The 15,094-nt window shown below is 69.8% G+C and carries 16 protein-coding genes; 11 read left to right on the top strand and 5 right to left on the bottom strand.

Annotated elements, in window-relative coordinates; all coding sequences use genetic code 11:
- A complete protein-coding gene (locus KEC56_RS05960) occupies positions 1–786 on the top strand; it encodes an ABC transporter ATP-binding protein (protein ID WP_175986415.1) in 786 nt (261 codons plus the stop codon).
- Between the two features lie 92 nt (positions 787–878).
- Complete coding sequence (locus KEC56_RS05955) at positions 879–1,133, top strand: type B 50S ribosomal protein L31 (RefSeq protein WP_147038595.1); 255 nt, start codon at positions 879–881, stop codon at positions 1,131–1,133.
- A gap of 64 nt (positions 1,134–1,197) precedes the next feature.
- Here the strand turns inward: KEC56_RS05955 and KEC56_RS05950 are convergent, their stop codons facing one another.
- Positions 1,198–1,908, bottom strand: a complete 711-nt coding sequence (locus tag KEC56_RS05950; protein WP_227530225.1) for a 3'-5' exonuclease — start codon at positions 1,906–1,908, stop codon at positions 1,198–1,200.
- 76 nt (positions 1,909–1,984) lie between these two features.
- Here KEC56_RS05950 and KEC56_RS05945 point away from each other — a divergent pair, with 76 nt between their 5' ends.
- The gene (locus KEC56_RS05945; protein ID WP_175986407.1) at positions 1,985–2,902 is read left to right on the top strand and encodes an alpha/beta fold hydrolase; all 918 of its coding nucleotides are present in this window, start codon (positions 1,985–1,987) and stop codon (positions 2,900–2,902) included.
- Here KEC56_RS05945 and KEC56_RS05940 read toward each other — a convergent pair.
- Positions 2,874–3,347, bottom strand: coding sequence for an Lrp/AsnC family transcriptional regulator (locus KEC56_RS05940; RefSeq protein ID WP_227530224.1), 474 nt, complete (start codon positions 3,345–3,347; stop codon positions 2,874–2,876). The two genes, KEC56_RS05945 and KEC56_RS05940, sit on opposite strands and share 29 nt — an antisense overlap.
- 169 nt (positions 3,348–3,516) lie before the next feature.
- On the opposite strand from KEC56_RS05940, the gene pdhA reads away from it, so the two are divergent.
- The 3 genes from pdhA to KEC56_RS05925 are packed head-to-tail and all read left to right on the top strand — an operon-like array spanning position 3,517 to position 7,014.
- Positions 3,517–4,629, top strand: coding sequence for a pyruvate dehydrogenase (acetyl-transferring) E1 component subunit alpha (gene pdhA / locus KEC56_RS05935; RefSeq protein ID WP_227530223.1), 1,113 nt, complete (start codon positions 3,517–3,519; stop codon positions 4,627–4,629).
- Position 4,630: 1 nt separating this feature from the next.
- Positions 4,631–5,641, top strand: a complete 1,011-nt coding sequence (locus tag KEC56_RS05930; RefSeq protein WP_227530222.1) for an alpha-ketoacid dehydrogenase subunit beta — start codon at positions 4,631–4,633, stop codon at positions 5,639–5,641.
- Positions 5,638–7,014, top strand: a complete 1,377-nt coding sequence (locus KEC56_RS05925; RefSeq protein ID WP_227530221.1) for a dihydrolipoamide acetyltransferase family protein — start codon at positions 5,638–5,640, stop codon at positions 7,012–7,014. The genes KEC56_RS05930 and KEC56_RS05925 overlap by 4 nt, the downstream gene beginning before the upstream one ends.
- Positions 7,015–7,050: 36 nt before the next feature.
- Here the strand turns inward: KEC56_RS05925 and KEC56_RS05920 are convergent, their stop codons facing one another.
- Positions 7,051–7,638, bottom strand: coding sequence for a TetR/AcrR family transcriptional regulator (locus KEC56_RS05920; RefSeq protein ID WP_227530220.1), 588 nt, complete (start codon positions 7,636–7,638; stop codon positions 7,051–7,053).
- Between the two features lie 111 nt (positions 7,639–7,749).
- Here KEC56_RS05920 and KEC56_RS05915 point away from each other — a divergent pair, with 111 nt between their 5' ends.
- Genes KEC56_RS05915 through KEC56_RS05895 form a run of 5 tightly spaced genes read left to right on the top strand, consistent with a single transcriptional unit; the run spans position 7,750 to position 13,688 of the window.
- Positions 7,750–9,303, top strand: coding sequence for a carboxyl transferase domain-containing protein (locus KEC56_RS05915; RefSeq protein WP_227530219.1), 1,554 nt, complete (start codon positions 7,750–7,752; stop codon positions 9,301–9,303).
- 6 nt (positions 9,304–9,309) lie between these two features.
- The gene (locus KEC56_RS05910; RefSeq protein WP_227530218.1) at positions 9,310–11,253 is read left to right on the top strand and encodes an acetyl/propionyl/methylcrotonyl-CoA carboxylase subunit alpha; all 1,944 of its coding nucleotides are present in this window, start codon (positions 9,310–9,312) and stop codon (positions 11,251–11,253) included.
- Positions 11,250–12,398, top strand: coding sequence for an acyl-CoA dehydrogenase family protein (locus KEC56_RS05905; RefSeq protein WP_227530217.1), 1,149 nt, complete (start codon positions 11,250–11,252; stop codon positions 12,396–12,398). The genes KEC56_RS05910 and KEC56_RS05905 overlap by 4 nt, the downstream gene beginning before the upstream one ends.
- Entirely contained in the window at positions 12,395–12,883 is a 489-nt protein-coding gene (locus tag KEC56_RS05900; protein WP_175986385.1) for a MaoC family dehydratase, read from the top strand. Before KEC56_RS05905 ends, KEC56_RS05900 begins: the two co-directional genes overlap by 4 nt.
- Entirely contained in the window at positions 12,879–13,688 is an 810-nt protein-coding gene (locus KEC56_RS05895) for an HpcH/HpaI aldolase/citrate lyase family protein (RefSeq protein ID WP_175986634.1), read from the top strand. The genes KEC56_RS05900 and KEC56_RS05895 overlap by 5 nt, the downstream gene beginning before the upstream one ends.
- On the opposite strand, the gene KEC56_RS05890 is transcribed toward KEC56_RS05895, so the two are convergent.
- Positions 13,685–14,269, bottom strand: a complete 585-nt coding sequence (locus KEC56_RS05890; protein WP_175986380.1) for a histidine phosphatase family protein — start codon at positions 14,267–14,269, stop codon at positions 13,685–13,687. The genes KEC56_RS05895 and KEC56_RS05890 overlap by 4 nt on opposite strands.
- Positions 14,266–15,093, bottom strand: a complete 828-nt coding sequence (locus tag KEC56_RS05885) for a Sir2 family NAD-dependent protein deacetylase (RefSeq protein ID WP_227530700.1) — start codon at positions 15,091–15,093, stop codon at positions 14,266–14,268. Before KEC56_RS05885 ends, KEC56_RS05890 begins: the two co-directional genes overlap by 4 nt.
- Position 15,094: the final 1 nt, after the last annotated feature.

Raw genomic sequence — 15,094 nt, 5'->3', positions numbered from 1 at the left:
ATGCCGAGCGCTCTTGATTTCACCGATGTCGTCGTGCGCCGTGACGGGCGCAACATCGTCGATCGCGTGACCTGGCAGGTCGCCGACGATCAGCGATGGGTGGTGCTGGGGCCCAACGGCGCGGGCAAGACCACGCTGCTGCAGCTCGCCGACACGCTCATGCACCCGACCTCCGGAACGGTGACGATCCTCGGCGAGACGCTCGGGCGGACGGACGTGTTCGAGATCCGGCCCCGCATCGGCTTCGCCTCGACGGCCATGGCCCGGCGCATCCCGCGCGAGGAGACCGTGCTCAACGTCGTCCTCACCGCCGCGTACTCGGTCACGGGTCGCTGGAACGAGGTGTACGAGAACATCGACGAGCGTCGCGCGCTGCGGGTGCTGGGGGAGTGGAAGCTCGATCACCTCGCCGACCGCACCTTCGGGACGCTGAGCGACGGGGAGCAGAAGCGGGTGCAGATCGCCAGGGCGGTCATGACCGATCCCGAACTGCTCCTGCTCGACGAGCCGACGGCGTCCCTCGATCTCGGCGCGCGCGAGGAGCTGCTCGGGCTCCTCAGCGGGTACGCGTCGTCGCCGACCACCCCGGCCATGGTGATGGTGACCCACCACGTCGAGGAGATCCCCGTCGGGTTCACGCACGTCATGCTCCTGCGCGAGGGCGGTGTCGTCGCGGCGGGCCCGATCGAGCAGACGCTGACGGCGGATGCGCTCAGCGAGGCATTCGGAATGCCGATCACGCTGTCGGCGGAAGGCGGCCGCTACGCCGCCCGTGCGACGGCCTGAGTCGACGATCTGCTAAACTCGATCCTTGGTGCATTCGCGCCGCAGACTTCCCTCGATCCTGGCACAATCCAGGGCACCATATAAGGAATCCCATGAAGACTGACATTCACCCCGACTACAAGAACGTCGTGTTCCGCGACCTCGGCTCGGGCGAGACCTTCCTGACCCGCTCCACGGTCACCAGCGACAAGACCATCGAGCTCGACGGCGTCGAGTACCCGGTGATCGACGTCGAGATCTCCTCGGCCTCGCACCCGTTCTACACGGGCAAGCAGCGCATCATGGACTCGGCCGGTCGTGTCGAGAAGTTCAACCAGCGCTTCAAGGGCTTCGGCGGCAGCAAGTAAGCTTCCGATTCTTCGAAGAAGGCCCCGCTCCGGCGGGGCCTTCTTCGCGTTCGGGAAGCCGCGACTACGCCTCGCGCACCGGCCACGCTCCGTCGAGCGCGTCCTCCGCCTCGAGCCGGCCGATGCGGATGAAGTACTCGGTCAGGCTCTCGGCCTGAGAGCGCGCCCAGCCGATCTGCTGGGTGTGCAGCTCGCCCGCCGACGCTGCGAGCGGGAAGCTGCGTGCGATCGCCTGCGCGACCCGGCCGGCCGCGATGGCGTCGGCCGAAGCCTCGTGCGCCCCGTCGAGGACCACGCCGTAGTGCTCGGCGACGACCTCGAGCGTGCGCTTGCCCTTGCGGTAGCGATCGACGGCCTTGTCTATCACGAGCGGATCGATGATCGGTCCCGGGTTCTCGAGGACGGGCACGCCGTGACGCCCGCATTCGTGCGCCAGCAGAGAGAAGTCGTAGGACGCGTTGTACGCCACCACCGGCACACCCTGCGCGAACAGCGAGCGCAACGACCCGGCGATCTCGGCGACGACATCACGCGCCGGGCGCCCCTCGGCGCGTGCGTGCGTGGTCGTGATGCCGTGCACGGCCGCCGCACCGTCGGGGATCGGGATCCCGGGGTCGGCCAGCCACGATCGGGCTGCGATCTCGCGGCCCTTCGCGTCGAGCACGCCCACGTGGGCGGTCACGATCCGATCGGCGCCCACGTCGACGCCTGTGGTCTCGAGGTCGAAGACGCCGACGCGCCCGAGCCATGCCGGTAGTTCGAGATCGGGTGCCATGGATCCTCCTCCGTCCCGGACAACGCTAGGGACGGCCTCCGACGTCGCCGGTCAGGCGCGCCCGTAGACTGAATCCATGCCCGTGCATTCGCCCTACGCCGATCGCCTCGGTCGCATCCCGATCGAGCGGCGCGAGGTCGATGTGCGCGGCGGGCGCACCGCGTACTGGGTCTATGGGCCGCCCGAGGAATCGTCGAACGAAGGGCAGCCGACGACGGTCATCGCCGTGCACGGGTTCCGCGGCGAGCACCACGGTCTCGAGCCCGTGCTCGCCTTCCTGCCCGAGCTCCGGGTGATCGCGCCGGACCTTCCCGGCTTCGGTGAGAGCGCGCCTCTGCCCGGCCGCACGCACGATCTCGACGAGTATGCGCAGTGGCTGCGCGAGTTCGCAGCGGCCGCCGCCCCCGGGGCGGTGATCCTCGGGCACTCGTTCGGTTCCATCGTCGCCTCGGCCGCCGTCGCCGGCGGACTGGAGACGCCGCGACTCATCCTCATCAACCCCATCGGCGCTCCGGCGCTCGAGGGGCCGAAGGGCGTCCTGACCAAGCTCGCCGTGCTGTACTACGGCCTCGGCGCGAAGCTTCCGCCCGCGATCGGGACCGCTTTGCTGCGCAACGGGCTCATCGTCCGGGGGATGAGCATCGCGATGGCGAAGACCCGGGACCCGGCGCTGCGCCGGTTCATCCACGATCAGCACGACACCTACTTCTCCGATTTCGCGGACCGCGACGTGCTGCGTGACGCATTCGTCGCGAGCGTCTCGCACGATGTGCGCGCCTTCGCGCCGCGCATCGAAGCGCCGACGCTCCTGATCGCCGCTCAGCAGGACGACATAACGCCCATCGAGGCCGAGCGCCACTTGGCGACGCTGTTCCCTGATGCCGAACTCGTCGAGATCGCCGATGTCGGCCACCTCATCCATTACGAGACCCCGGCCGAGGCGGCCGGGGCGATCCGGCGATTCCTCAGGGTTCCCGTCGAGCGAGGCCGATGAGTCCGGCGACCCGGTAGGGGATCACCTCGCCCATCGCGAGCGAGGTCTCCGTCCGCTCCACTCCCTCGATCGACAGGATGCGCGCATCCGTGTCGAACAGGTGCCTGGCATCGCGGCAGGCGACACGCGCGAGCAGGTCGATCGATCCGCTGAGGCCGTGCACCTGCAGGACCTCGGGGATGCGGGCCAGCTCCGCGGTGATACGCGGCAGCTCGGTCTGCCGAAGGCCGATGCTGATGAAGGCCTGCAACGGGAAGCCGAGGACCTCGGGGGAGAAGGCCCGCTCGTAGGACAGGAACACCCCGGTCTGATCCAGCCGCGCCATCCGCGCCTGGATCGTGTTGCGCGACAGGCCGAGCCGTTCGGCGAGGGCGACGACGGTCGTGCGCGGGTCGTCGGAGAGGGCACTCAGCAGTTCGAGATCTACGCGGTCGAGAGCGGACATAGTGCCCAACAGTAGCAGGTCGACGAGCACCGAACTACGCAACATGCTCAAGCGCACCCCAGATGCTTGAGCGTGCTGACCAGCGGACGTACCCTCGAACCGACCGATGAAGACGTCGGTGCACGGCGTGCACGCCCCCACAAGGGACACACACGACAGGAGGACGACGATGTCACCGCAGACCACTCCGATCGCAGACACAGCGCAGGATCTCGAACTCGCCGAGCGGTTGCTCGCGCCCGACGGGACCCGTCTGAGCAATCCCGGACTCGACCCGTTCGTCGCCGACGTCGACGCGGCGCAGCTGCGTTCGCTGCACCGCGACATGGTCATCCTCCGGCGCATCGACGCCGAGGGCGTCGCCCTCCAGCGTCAGGGCCAACTGGGCCTCTGGGCGCCCTGCAACGGCCAGGAGGCCTCGCAGATCGGCACGGCGCGTGCCATCGACCCGATCGACTTCGTGTTCCCCAGTTACCGCGAGACCGGCGTCATCTATGCGCGCGGGGCGCAGCCCGGCGACTTCGTACGCGTCTGGCGCGGCGAGGAGGGTGCGCCGTACGACCCCATGCAGATGCGCGTCGCGCCGCTGCAGATCATCATCGGCGCCCAGTCGCTGCACGCGGTCGGCTACGCCATGGGCATCAAGCACGAGAAGGCCCCCCAGGTCGCAGTGACGTACTTCGGCGATGGCGCCACCAGCCAGGGCGACGTGAACGAGGCGATGGTCTTCGCCGCGTCGTACCGGGCTCCGGTCGTCTTCGTCTGCCAGAACAACCACTGGGCGATCTCCGAGCCGGTCGCGCTGCAGTCCCAGTATCCGATCTCCGGCCGTGCGCCCGGCTTCGGCATCCCGAGCATGCGCGTCGACGGCAACGACGTCCTCGCGTGCATGGCGGCGATGCGCTGGGCGCTCGCCCACGCGCGTTCCGGCAAGGGACCGGCCTTCATCGAGGCCGTCACCTACCGGATGGGACCGCACACCACCTCGGACGACCCCACCCGATACCGAGACCCGGCCGAGCTCGAGTCCTGGAAGGGCCGTGATCCGATCGCCCGCGTCGAGGCGTTCCTGCGCGGACTCGGAGAGATCGATGACGAGCAGATCGCCGCAGCGCTCGCCGATGCCGACAAGCTCGCTCGCGAGATGCGCGCCGAGTGCCTCGGCATGGTTACGCGCGAGCCGCTGGCCGTCTTCGACAACGTGTACGCCGAGCCGCACTGCGGCATCGACCGTCAGCGCGACGAGTACGCCGCGTACCTCTCGACCTTCGAGGAGGCCTGAGATGACCCAGCTCACTCTCGGAAAGGCGCTCAACGCGGGCTTGCGCAAGGCCATGCAGGACGACGACAAGGTCGTCCTCATGGGCGAGGACATCGGCAAGCTCGGCGGCGTCTTCCGCATCACCGACGGTCTGCTCGACGAGTTCGGCGCGGCCCGCGTCATCGATACGCCCCTGGCGGAGTCCGGCATTGTGGGCACCGCCGTCGGCCTCGCCTACCGCGGCTACCGCCCGGTCGTCGAGATCCAGTTCGACGGCTTCGTGTACCCGGCGTTCGACCAGATCGTCTCGCAGGTCGCCAAGCTCCACTACCGCACACAGGGACGTGTCAAGATGCCGATCACGATCCGCATCCCGTGGGCGGGCGGCATCGGCGCGGCCGAGCACCACTCGGAGTCACCCGAGGCGTACTTCGTGCACACAGCGGGTCTGCGCGTCATCGCCGTCTCGAACCCCGAGGACGCCTACCGGTGCCTGCGTCAGGCAATCGCCTCGGACGATCCCGTGATCTTTTTCGAGCCGAAGCGGATCTACCACCACAAGGGCGAGGTCGATCTGGACGCCTCGCTCGCAGACGCACCCCCGATGGGATTGGCGCGGGTGGTGCGCGAAGGGACGGATGCGACGATCATCACCTACGGTGCGATGCTCACCACCGCTCTGGATGCCGCATCCGCCGCCGAGGACGACGGGCTCTCGCTCGAGGTGATCGACCTGCGCTCGATCTCGCCGGTCGACTACGACACGGTCGCGGAGTCCGTCCGCCGCACCGGACGAGTCGTCGTCGCGCATGAGGCCTCCCGCGAAGCCGGCGTCGCCGCCGAGGTCATCGCGAGCATCACCGAGCGGTGCTTCGAGTATCTCGAGGCGGCCCCTGTGCGCGTCACCGGGCACGACGTGCCCTATCCGCCCGCGAAGCTCGAGAAGTTCCACCTGCCCGACCTCGACCGGATCCTGGACGCCGTCGATCGGGTCCTCGACCGGCCGAACAGCCTGACGGGAGCCGAGTCATGATCCAGGAGTTCCGCCTTCCCGACCTCGGCGAGGGACTCGCCGACGCCGAGATCGTCCAGTGGCTCGTCGCCCCCGGCGACACCGTCACCCTCAACCAGACCCTGGCCGAGGTCGAGACGGCGAAGGCCGTCGTCGAGCTGCCGTCACCGTACGACGGAACCGTCACGACGCTGCACGCGGAGGCGGGTGAGACGGTCGATGTCGGCGCTCCGCTCATCGCGTTCGATGTCGCGGGGGAGGATCCTGCAGGACCCGCCCCGACGGGCGAGGCCGCAGCGGATGCGACGGAGACGGAGGCCGCGGAGGAGAAGACCCCGCCCAATCTCGTCGGCTACGGCGCCGCTCCGTCGAGCAAGGCGCGCCCTGCCCGGCGCGCACGGCGTGCCGGGGCCGCGGCGCCGGCGGCCGATACCGCCGTGCTCGAGGCGGCGCCGCACGACGTGCTGCCCGAGGCTCCGGCATCCGTCCGGGTGGGGGAGCGCCCGCGCTCCACCCCTCCCGTCCGTGCATACGCCAAGCGCCTCGGTGTGGACATCGTCCTCGTCGCCGCGGAGGTCGGCGACCGGGTGATCACCCGCGATGACATCGACGCGTACACCGAGCGCGTCGGCGGGGGCACGGCGACCCCTGCTGCAGCCCCGGTGGTCCCCTCCGTGTTCGGCGACGCGCAGGCGCGCGAGACGCGCATCCCGATCCGCGGAGTCCGCAAACACACGGCTGCGGCGATGGTGCAGAGCGCTTTCACCGCACCGCACGTCACCACCTTCCACACCGTTGATGTGACCGCCACGATGGATCTCATCGCGAGGCTCAAGACCGACCGCTCGCTGTCCGAGCACCGGATCGGGCCGCTCGTGGTCGTCGCCAAGGCCGTGTGTCTGGCGCTCAGCCGCACACCCGGCCTGAACTCGCGGTGGGACGAGGCTGCGGGCGAGATCGTCCAGCCGCACTACGTCGACCTCGGTATCGCGGCGGCGACGGAGCGCGGGCTCATCGTCCCGAACATCCGCGATGCGGAGCGGATGACGCTGTCGCAGCTGGCGGATTCGATCGCGGCGCTGACGCAGACGGCGCGCTCGGGCAAGACTTCGCCCGCGGATCTCGCCGGAGGCACCTTCTCCATCACGAACATCGGCGTGTTCGGCATCGACGCCGGCACCCCGATCCTCCCACCGGGCCAGTCCGGGATCCTCGCCGTCGGCGCGGTGCGCCGGATGCCGTGGGAGCACCGGGGCGAGATCGCACTGCGTCAGGTGATGACGCTGAGCCTGTCGTTCGATCACCGCATCGTCGACGGGGCCGAGGGTGCTCGGTTCGTCAAGGACGTCGCAGACATCCTCGAGGAGCCGGGACGCGCGATGCTGATGGGGTGACGCGGTGCTCGCCGCCTGATGTCCGGCTCAGCCGCGTCAGGCTACGAGCGCAGCCAGCGCCATCGATGACAGCAGCGCAGCGGTCGACTGCTTCGACCGGGATGCCGCACGCGTGCTGTGCGGTGTCGAGTTGATGAGTCCGAAGCACGCCTGCACGCGCATCCGCAGCTCATCGGCGGGCGCCTCGTGCACCGGTGCGAGCGCCGCGATCCAGAGATCGATGTACTCGCGCTGCAGTCGCCGCACCTCGGCATGGTCCTCGCTCGAGAGATGGGCGAGATCACGATCGTGCACGCGGATGACGTCGGCTTTGCCCAGTGCGAAGTCGACGTGGAAGCGGATCAGCGCGCGGATGCGGTCATCCGTGGTCACCGCCTCCGAGCAGACGCGGGTTCCACCGCTGACGAGGTCCTCGCTGACCTTGACGAGCACGGCGCCGAGCAGCGCCTGCTTGCCCGCGAAATGGCGGTACACGGCGGGACCCGACACGCCGACGGCCGTGCCGATGTCTTCGAGGCTCACCCCGGAGTACCCGCGCTCCGCGAACAGCCGCGCGGCCTCGGTCAGGAGCGCGTCCGCGCGCTCGGCCTTGGCGCGGTCCCGTGCCGTGAGAGGGGTTGTCATTTCAGTTAACGCTCGCTAACCTAAATCATCGGGTTAGTGAACACTAACCGAAAACGTGCGCCGTACGCCACTGTGTGACGAGCTGCCGTGTGAGTCGAGGAGGACGCCAGGATGCCCGTGACACAGGAGTCACTCGCCGCCGAGCTGCGCGACAGGCTGAGCGCCGCCGCGGTCGGAGGACCGGAGGCGTCGCGGGCGCGGCACGTGGCACGCGGCAAGCTGCTGCCCCGGGACCGGGTGTCGCGACTGCTCGACGAGGGCAGCCCGTTCCTCGAGGTCGCCCCGCTCGCAGCGGACGGCCTGTACGGCGGGGAGGTGCCCGGCGCCGGCGTGATCGCCGGAATCGGCCTCGTCCATGGCCGCCATGTCATGGTGATCTGCAACGACGCCACGGTCAAGGGCGGCACCTACCTGCCCATGACCGTCAAGAAGCACCTGCGGGCCCAGGAGATCGCGCTGGAGAACCGGCTTCCCTGCCTGTACCTGGTGGACTCGGGCGGGGCCTTCCTGCCCAAGCAGGACGAGGTCTTCCCCGATCGCGACCACTTCGGCCGGATCTTCTTCAACCAGGCGCGGATGAGCGCTGCGGGGATCCCGCAGCTGGCCGCCGTCCTCGGATCGTGCACCGCCGGCGGCGCCTACGTGCCGGCCATGAGCGATGAGACGGTGATCGTCCGGAACCAGGGGACGATCTTCCTCGGCGGTCCGCCGCTCGTGAAGGCCGCGATCGGCGAGATCGTCACCGCCGAGGAACTGGGCGGGGGCGAGCTGCACGCACGCCGATCGGGTGTCGTCGACCACCTCGCCGAGGACGACGAGCATGCCCTCGAGATCCTGCGCGACATCGTCCGGACGCTCCCGGCTCCGGCCGAGCCGGCGTGGGAGGTCACGGCATCCAGGGCCCCCGATGAGACATCGAGCCTCTACGACGTCGTCCCGGTCGACGTGAACGCGGCCTACGACGTGCACGAGGTGATCGCACGTCTCGTGGACGGCGACTCCTTCCGCGAGTTCAAGTCCGAGTACGGCACGAGTGTCGTGACCGGATTCGCCCGGCTGCACGGGCATCCGATCGGCATCGTCGCGAACAACGGCGTCCTGTTCAGCGAGTCCGCGCTCAAGGGCGCGCACTTCATCGAACTGTGCGATCAGCGCGGCATCCCGCTGCTGTTCCTCCAGAACATCACCGGCTTCATGGTCGGATCCGATGCCGAGGCCGGGGGCATCGCGAAGGACGGCGCCAAGATGGTGACGGCCGTCGCGACCACGCGCGTGCCGAAGCTGACCGTGATCATCGGCGGATCGTTCGGTGCCGGCAACTACTCGATGTGCGGACGCGCGTACTCGCCGCGGTTCCTGTGGACCTGGCCCGCCAGCCGCATCTCGGTCATGGGCGGGAACCAGGCGGCATCCGTGCTCGCGACGGTCAAGCAGGACCAGCTCGCCGCACGCGGCGAGTCGTGGTCGCAGGACGAGCGCTCCGCCTTCGAGGAGCCGATCCGCGCCCAGTACGAGGCGCAGGGCGAGCCGTACTACGCGACGGCGCGCCTCTGGGACGACGGCATCATCGATCCCGATCAGACGCGCGATCGCCTCGGCCTCGCGCTCGACGTCATCGCACGCACCCCGCTGCCCGAACCGCGCTTCGGCGTCTTCCGGATGTGATCCCCCATGGCATTTGAGACCGTGCTCGTCGCCAACCGCGGCGAGATCGCCCGACGCATCATCCGCACGCTCCGCTCGAGCGGGCTGCGCAGCGTCGCCGTGTACAGCGACGCCGATGCGGACGCCCCGCACGTGCGGGAGGCGGACACCGCGATGCGGCTCGGACCGGCACCGGCGGCCGAGTCGTACCTCGACGTGGACGCGGTCATGCGAGCCGCGCGAGAGAGCGGAGCACAGGCACTCCATCCCGGCTACGGGTTCCTCTCCGAGAGCGTCGCGCTGGCTCAGGCCTGCGCAGAGGCCGGGATCGTGTTCATCGGTCCGTCGACCACGGCGCTCGAGATCATGGGCGACAAGGTCACGGCCCGCGAACAGGTCGCCGCCCGCGGCGTGCCGGTCGTGCCGGGGTTCGACGCGACGGGACTCTCCGACGACCAGATCGCGCTGCGCGCCGCCCAGGTCGGCTACCCGCTGCTCGTCAAGCCCAGCGCCGGCGGCGGCGGAAAGGGCATGGAGGTCGTCGTCGACGAGACCCACCTGGATGCCGCTCTCGCCTCGGCACGACGCGTCGCGAAGGCGGCGTTCGCGGACGACTCGCTGCTGCTCGAGCGGCTGATCGCCCGCCCCCGTCACATCGAGGTGCAGGTGTTCGGCGACGCGCACGGCACGGTCATCGCCCTCGGCGAGCGCGAGTGCACGCTGCAGCGACGGCACCAGAAGGTCATCGAGGAGGCGCCCTCGGCCGGACTCTCAGGCGAGGTGCGCGAGCGGCTCTTCGACGCGGCGGTCCGTGCCGCTGAGAGCGTGTCGTACGTCGGCGCCGGAACCGTCGAGTTCCTCGTCGACGCGGATGCTCCGGACGAGTTCTTCTTCATCGAGATGAACACGCGACTGCAGGTGGAGCATCCGGTCACCGAGGAAGTCATCGGGCTCGATCTCGTCGCGCTGCAGCTCGCGGTCGCAGCGGGGGAGCGGGTGCCGTCCGCACCGCCCGTGACCGGGCACGCCGTCGAGGCGCGCATCTACGCAGAGTCCCCCGAGCGGGGGTTCCTGCCGCAGGCGGGGAGCATCCTGCGCTTCGACGCGCCCTCCGACGTGCGTGTGGATGCCGCCATCGAGACGGGCAGCGAGGTCACCGGCTTCTACGACCCGATGATCGCCAAGGTCATCGCGCACGGAGCCGATCGTGCCTCCGCGCTGGCGCAGCTCGATGCTGCAATGGCGGAGACCGTGATCCTCGGCGTGGAGACGAACATCGCCTTCCTGCGAGCACTCGTGACGAACGAGCGCGTGGTCTCGGGAGACCTCGACACCGCGCTCATCGAGACGCTGCTGCCTGTTTCGCCCGCCGCGCCGTCGGCGGGCATGCTGGCGGCCGCCAAACAGGCCTTGCGCGACGAGGCAGGCCGTGCCACGGCCCGTTTCGACGGGCAGGACCCGTCTCGCAGAGCTGGCCGAGTGTGGGCGGCGCTGACGGACGCGGGGGCACGGGACGTGGCATTCCTCACGGATGCGGGTGACGTCGTGGATGCGGGCGACGCGGAGGCAACGGCATCCCTTCCCACCGCGATCGATGCCGACGGCGCCGTCTGGGTGAGCGAGGCGGGGCGCTCGGTGCGGTTGCGACCGCTCGACCGTCGCGCACGGATGCTGCAGCGCCTCGCCGCTCGAGAGTCCGCCGCCGCAGCGACCCATCCTGAGGCCCGCGCTCCGATGCCCGGCAATGTCGCGGCCGTGCACGTCGAGGACGGCCAGACGGTCGCGGCGGGCCAGCCGCTGGTCTCGATCGAGGCGATGAAGATGGAGCATCCCGTGCTCGCGCCGCACGACGGCACGGTGCACCTGTCCGTCGCCGTCGGCGACCAGGCGCGCCGGGACCAGGTCGTCGCCACCGTCAGCGCCCGTGAACCCGGAGCACCTGTACCAGGAACAACCGAAGGAGCAGCATGACCATCGACCTCGCCGAGGAGGAGCTCGAACTCAGCGCCATGGTGCGCGAGTTCGCCGACACCGTCGTCGCGCCGCAGGCATATGAAGCCGATCGCACGCACACCCTGTCCATGGAGGTGGTCGCCCAGATGGGCGATCTGGGGCTGTTCGGGCTGCCGTTCCCCGAAGACGTCGGCGGACAGGGCGGCGACTACATGGCGCTGTGCCTCGCGATCGAGGCACTCGGCCGCGTCGACCAGTCGATCGCCATCACCCTGGAGGCCGGGGTCAGCCTCGGCGCCATGCCGATCTTCCGATTCGGGAGCGATGAGCAGCGCAGCGAGCATCTGCCCGATCTGCTCGCCGGCCGGGCTCTCGCCGGCTTCGGTCTCACCGAACCGGAGGCGGGCAGCGATGCCGGCGCGACCCGCACGACCGCCCGACTCGACGGCGACGAGTGGGTGATCGACGGCTCGAAGCAGTTCATCACCAACTCGGGCACGCCCATCACGCGTTTCGTCACGGTCACGGCGGTGACCGGCAGCGCCGACGGGCGCAAGGAGATCTCGACGATCATGGTCCCCAACGGGACGCCGGGATTCACGGTCGAACCCGCCTACGACAAGGTCGGCTGGCACGCTTCCGACACGCATCCGTTGACGTTCGACGGCGTCCGCGTCCCGGCGGAGAATCTCGTCGGCGAGCGCGGATCGGGATTCAAGAACTTCCTCAGCATCCTCGACGAGGGCCGCATCGCGATCGCCGCACTGTCCGCCGGTGCCGCGGAAGGATGCCTGGAGGCGGCCGTCGACTATGCCAAGAGCCGCACGGTGTTCGGGGCCGCGCTCAGCACGCGCCAGAACGCGCAGTTCACTCTCGCCCGCATGCGCGCCCGCGTGCACACCGCCCGGCTCGCCTGGCACCACGCGGCCCGGCTCCGCGATGCGGGCAAGCCGTTCGCGGAGGCTGCGGCGATCGCGAAGCTCACGGCGGGGGACGCGGCGATGGACAACGCCCGGGATGCGACCCAGATCTTCGGCGGCAACGGGTTCATGAACGAGTTCGCGGTCGGCCGGCACTATCGTGACTCGAAGATCCTCGAGATCGGGGAGGGGACGACCGAGGTGCAGCTGCTGGTGATCGCGCGCGGATTGGGGCTCATGTGACCGACACGGGTGAAAGAGACATCCTCCAGCGCGGCCTGTACTACGAGGAGTTCGAGGTCGGGGCGCGCTATCTCCACCGGCCGGGTCGGACGGCCACCGAAGCCGACAACGTGCTGTTCACGACGCTGACCATGAACACCCAGGCGCTGCATCTGGACGCCGCCTTCGCCGGAGAGCAGGAGTTCGGTCAGCGGCTCATGAACTCGATGTGGACGCTGTCGACCATGGTCGGCGCATCCGTCGCCCAGCTCACGCAGGGCACCCTGGTCGCGCAGCTCGCGCTCGGCGAGATCGCCTTCCCGCATGCGCTGTTCGCGGGTGACACGCTGTACACCGAGAGCGTCATCACGGACAAGCGCCGCTCGAACTCGCGCCAGGGGCAGGGCGTCTGCACGATCGCGCACACCGGTCGCAATCAGGACGGCGTGGTCGTCGCCACGGCTGTCCGCACCGTCCTCGTCCATTGCGCACCCGAGGGGGATTGAGGTGTTCGAGCTCGGCCCCGCTCTGCTGTTCTGCCCCGGCGACCGCCCCGAACGCTTCCGGAAGGCCGCAGAGCGAGCGGATGCCGTCATCCTCGATCTCGAAGACGCCGTCGCGCCGGATGCGAAGGGGGCCGCGCGGGACCATATCGCGGCATCCGACCTCGATCCCGCCCGCGTGGTCGTGCGCGTCAACGCTCCCGACACCGCGGAGTTCGAGGACGACCTCGCCATGCTCGCAGGATCGCCGTTTCGCACGGTGATGGTCGCCAAGACGGAGGACCCCTCCGCCCTGGACGCGTTCGACGCCTCGTTCTCGCTCATCGCGCTCTGCGAGACGGCCAGGGGCGTCAGCGCGGCAGCGGCGATCGCCGCGCACGACCGCGTGGCCGCCCTCATGTGGGGCGCAGAAGACCTCATCGCCTCCCTCGGCGGCACATCGAGCCGTCATGCCGACGGCCGGTACCGTGATGCCGCGCGCTACGCCCGGTCCCGCGTGCTCGTGGCGGCCGGCGCGCACGGCAAGTCGGCGATCGACGCCGTGCACATCGACATCGAGGACGTCGACGGCCTGGCCGCCGAGGCGGCGGATGCTGCGGCATCCGGGTTCCGGGCGACGGCATGCATCCACCCCGGCCAGGTCGCGACGATCAGGGCGGCTTACGCGCCGGATGCGGACGCGCTGGCATGGGCCCGCGCGGTCCTGGCGGCCGCCGAGGGGGAGCGGGGCGTCTTCCGCTTCCGCGGACGCATGATCGACGAGCCGCTGCTGCGGCACGCCCGATCGGTCGCCGCGCGCGGGGCCTAGACGGTCAGCGGCTCCAGGAGCCGGAGCAGGCCCGGCGCCGCCTCGAAGCGGTGCAGGGAGCCGTTGCGGAGGATGTCGCCCTCGCGCGGGAGCGTGCCGCCCGAGGCATGATGCAGCAGCGACCGGATCACGCCGCCGTGCGTGACGACGATCACGGACTCCGCGCGCGGTGCCGAACGGCCCCGCGATGCCCTGGCGATGATGTCGAGTGCTCCGAGCGCTCGGTCGCGGACGACGCCGAGCGTCTCGGCGCCGGACGGCGCGACCTGCCAGTTCTCGAAGCGCTCGAGGTACTCGTCGACCAGCAAGCCCTCGCCCTCGCCGAACTCGCGCTCCCGCATGTCGTGCGACAGCTCGGGTTCTCCGAGCCCGAGGCGGACGGCGATGATGCGCGCGGTCTCCTGCGCACGCACGAGCGGGCTCGCATAGATCGCGTGGTGCTCGGTCGCGCCGAGTGCTTCGGCGGCCGCGGCGGCATCCGCCCGCCCTGTCTCGTTCAGAGCGATGTCGGTGGAGCCCTGGATGCGACGGGCGAGATTCCAGTCGGTCTGTCCGTGGCGGACGAGTGTGATGAGGGTCACCGGAGCAGCTCCTGCAGCTTGGGGATCACGTCACCCGTGCCGCCGGTGAGGACGACGTGAGCCCACGGGTCGGCGCGCGTGGGCTCGCGGTTGACGATGATGAGCGGGATGCCACGGCGACGGGCGCGCTCGACGAGCCGCACGCCCGAGTTCACGACGAGCGACGAACCGGCGACGATCAGCGCCTCGCTGCCGCGCAGCAGAGACTCAGCAGCGCGGAACCGGTCGGTGGGGACGAACTCGCCGAAGAAGACGACATCGGGCTTGAGTATCCCTCCGCAGACCGTGCACGCCGGCACGACGAAGCCGTCGCTGCTCTCGGGTGCGACGTCGCCGTCGGGGTTGAGGACGATGTTCTCCGGCACGGTGATCCAGGGATTGAGCTCCTCGATCTGCGTGGCGATGTCGCGGCGATCGAACACCTGGCCGCAGCGCAGGCACAGGACGCGGCGCATCGTGCCGTGCACCTCGACGACATGGGAGCTGCCGGCGCGCAGGTGCAGGCCGTCGACGTTCTGGGTGATGATCCCCGACACGAGATCGTCGCGCTCCATCTGGGCGAGGGCGAGATGCGCCCCGTTCGGCTGTGCGGACGCGAACGCCCGCCAGCCGAGGTGCCCTCCGACCCAGTACCTGCGCCGTGCGGCCTCGTCGGCGAGGTAGCGCTGACCGGTCATGGGATCGGCCCGCGTGCGCGCGCCCTCGCCGCGGTAGGCGGGGATGCCTGAATCAGTGGAGATGCCCGCTCCCGTGAGGACGGCGATGCGGCGACCGCGGAGGAGTTCGGCGGAGCGTTCGACGCCGTCTGCCAGCTCGGCACTCATC

Origin of the sequence: Microbacterium tenebrionis, assembly GCF_020682665.1 — a bacterium.
Taxonomy (GTDB): domain Bacteria; phylum Actinomycetota; class Actinomycetes; order Actinomycetales; family Microbacteriaceae; genus Microbacterium; species Microbacterium tenebrionis.
This window is presented reverse-complemented; position numbering and strand designations above follow the sequence as displayed.